2 protein-coding genes and 2 pseudogenes are annotated in these 2,795 nt (G+C 75.7%); 3 read left to right on the plus strand and 1 reads right to left on the minus strand.

Going from position 1 to position 2,795, the window contains the following annotated elements; translation table 11 throughout:
- Window positions 1-415: pseudogene (locus JNW98_RS34900) on the plus strand (sensor histidine kinase); the annotation flags it as partial.
- Between the two features lie 49 nt (window positions 416-464).
- A complete protein-coding gene (locus JNW98_RS34905; RefSeq protein WP_372459404.1) occupies window positions 465-1,118 on the plus strand; it encodes a response regulator in 654 nt (217 codons plus the stop codon).
- Between the two features lie 171 nt (window positions 1,119-1,289).
- Here JNW98_RS34905 and JNW98_RS36775 read toward each other — a convergent pair.
- A pseudogene (locus JNW98_RS36775) lies at window positions 1,290-1,880 on the minus strand (phosphatase PAP2 family protein); the annotation flags it as partial.
- A 237-nt stretch (window positions 1,881-2,117) separates the two neighbouring features.
- Here JNW98_RS36775 and JNW98_RS34915 point away from each other — a divergent pair.
- Window positions 2,118-2,795, plus strand: a 678-nt coding sequence (locus JNW98_RS34915; protein ID WP_308015703.1) for an alanine--tRNA ligase-related protein, incomplete at its 3' end; no start/stop codon positions are given.

Here is a 2,795-nt window from a genome sequence, read left to right on the forward strand (position 1 = left end):
ACCGCCACAGCCGGCGGCGGAGCTCCCGGCGGCGGCCCCGCTGCCTCCGGAGCACCGGCGGGCCCGCCGCCGGGCGGGCCGCACCCTGGCCGCCGCGGTCACCGTGCCGGTGCTGGCCCTGGCCGTGCTGACCGGCGGTCTGACGGTCTGGAGCTCCTTGACGGTGGCGGACTCGGTGCTCGACCCCGGCGCCTACGCGGCGTTGCGCGTGGGACAGAATCGTGCCGAAGTGGCGGCGCTGCTGCCGAAGCGTCAGCTGCCGTACCGGCCGCGGGCGGCGGAGCCCAAGGGACCGGGGATCGAGTGCGAGTACTACGCGGTGACGGCCGACCGTTTCGTGGACGCGTCGGGCGACGCGTACCAACTCTGCTTCCGGGACGGGCGGCTGGCGTCGTTCGCGGTGCTCCGGGGGTGAGCGGGGAGTGAACGGGACGATCCGCGTAGTGATCGCCGACGACGAGCCGATGATCCGCTACGGCGTCCGGGCCGTGCTCTCCACCGATCCCGGGCTCGACATCGTCGCGGAGGCGGCCGACGGGCGCGAGGCGGTGGAGCTGGTGCGCCGGCACCGCCCGGACGTGGCCGTCCTCGACATCCGGATGCCCGGCACGGGCGGCATCGAGGCGGCGGCGCTGATCCGCGAGGCCGTACCGGGCACGGGGGTCGTGATGCTGACGACGTTCGGCGAGGACGACTACATCCTGCGGGCGCTGTCCGGCGGCGCCACCGGCTTCCTGGTCAAGTCCGGCGCGCCCGAGGAACTGATCGCCGGGGTGCGCGCGGTGGCCGAGGGCGCCGCCTACCTGTCACCGAAGGTGGCCGCCCGGGTGGTCGCCCACCTCGCCGGCGGCGGTGCCGGTGCCGCCGCCGGCCGGCGTGCCGCCGCCCGGGAACGGGTGGCCGCCCTGACCGCCCGGGAACGGGACGTGCTGGCCCTCCTGGGCACCGGGCTGTCCAACGGGCAGATCGCCCGGCGGCTGCGTGTGGTGGAAGGCACCGTCAAAGCGCACGTCAGCTCGATCCTGGCCCGGCTGGGGGTGGACAACCGGGCGGCGGCGGCCGTCGTCGCGCACGAGGCGGGGATGGGCGGCGTTCCGGCCGGGGAGGCCGGGCCCTGAGCCGAAGAGGTCGGGCTCGGGTACCTGTGCCGGTGCCGGCACGGGGAGCCACAGCCGCGAGCCGGGGATCCCGGGCCGCGAGAGGAGCCTGACGGCGAGCGGCCGCAGCGCAAGGTGGGCCGCGGCGGCGACCGCCGCGCCCAGCACCGCCCCGGCCAGCACGTCGTGCGGGTAGTGCGCGCCGACGGCCACCCGCAGTGCGGCGGCGAGGACGCCCAGGGGCAGCACCACCGCCGCCAGCCGGGGCCGGGCCGCGGCCAGGCCCACGGCGAGGGCCGCGGCGAGGGTGGAGTGGTTGCTGGGGAAGGACCAGTCGCCGGGCGGCGGGCAGGTGTCGACGGTGCCGACGCCGCGCAGGGCCCGGCAGGGGCGTTCCTCGTCGACGGCCTCCTTCAGCAGCTCGCTGACCGCGTAGGCGGCGACGGTGGCCGCGCCGGCGAGCAGGACGGCCGCGAGCGCGGGGACGTCGCGGCGGCGCAGCGCGGTCCAGCCGGTCCACAGCAGCAGCATTCCCAGGACGACGAGGGTTCCCTCGGTGGCGAGGGAGAGCAGCGATCCCACGGCGCCGGGCGCGTCGCCCGCCGTGCCGGCGACGGACCGGTAGAGGGAGGCGGACGGGCCGCCGGTGACCTCCGTCCGGCCGTTCGCTCCGGGTCCGTCCGGTGCGGCCCAGGTCAGGACCCCGGCCGCGAGGGCCAGGACGGCCGCGGCGCCGAGCGGCCGGGCGGTGCCGCCGGGACGGGTGTGTCGTGTGCGTTCCATACCGCCGGACGTTAGGGAGCGCGGGCGGCGGGCGCCCGGCCCGAAGGTCAGGGGCCGACCCCTGACCTTCGTCAGGGGCGGACCCGGAGCCGTCCGTCAGGGGTACCCGGAACCGTCCCGGAAGAGCGGCCCGCGTCCCCCTGTTGCACATGATGTGCACCTACGATGAACGAACAGCAAGATCACCGCCCCCGCACCGCCGAGGCCGGCACGACGAAGGGACCCGTGAGCGCGACCGTGCGTACCGCCGACATCCGTACCCGTTTCCTGGACTTCTTCGCGGCGCGCGGCCACACCGTCGTCCCCAGCGCCCCGCTCCCCACCCCCGACCCGACGCTCCTCTTCGTCAACGCGGGCATGGTGCCCTTCAAGCCGTACCTGACCGGCGAGTCCCCGGCGCCCTGGCAGCGGGCGACGAGCGTGCAGAAGTGCGTCCGCACGCTGGACATCGAGGAGGTGGGCCGCACCACCCGGCACGGCTCGTTCTTCCAGATGAACGGGAACTTCTCGTTCGGCGACTACTTCAAGGAGGAGGCCATCGGCTTCGCCTGGGAGCTGTCGACCGCGCCCGTCGCGGACGGCGGTTACGGGCTGGACCCGGCGCGGATCTGGGTGACCGTGCACCACTCGGACGGCGAGGCGCGGGGCATCTGGCGCCGCGTCGCGGGCCTGCCCGACGAGCGGATCGTGGCCCGGGGCGACGAGGACAACTTCTGGTCCATGGGCGTCCCAGGACCCTGCGGGCCCTGCTCGGAGCTGTACTACGACCGGGGCCCGGCGCTGGGCCCCGAGGGCGGCCCGGCGGTGGACGAGGACCGCTACATGGAGTTCTGGAACCTCGTCTTCATGCAGTACGAGCGGGGCGAGGGCCCCGGCAAGTCGGGCTACCCGATCCTCGGCGAGCTGCCCCGCCGC

This window comes from Streptomyces huiliensis (genome assembly GCF_020037025.1).
In the GTDB taxonomy this organism is placed as follows: domain Bacteria; phylum Actinomycetota; class Actinomycetes; order Streptomycetales; family Streptomycetaceae; genus Streptomyces; species Streptomyces huiliensis.

Excerpts from the sequence above, each read along its gene's own strand:
- JNW98_RS34905 (WP_372459404.1), top strand. The coding sequence starts at position 465 with ATGATCCGCTACGGCGTCCGGGCCGTGCTCTCCACCGATCCCGGGCTC.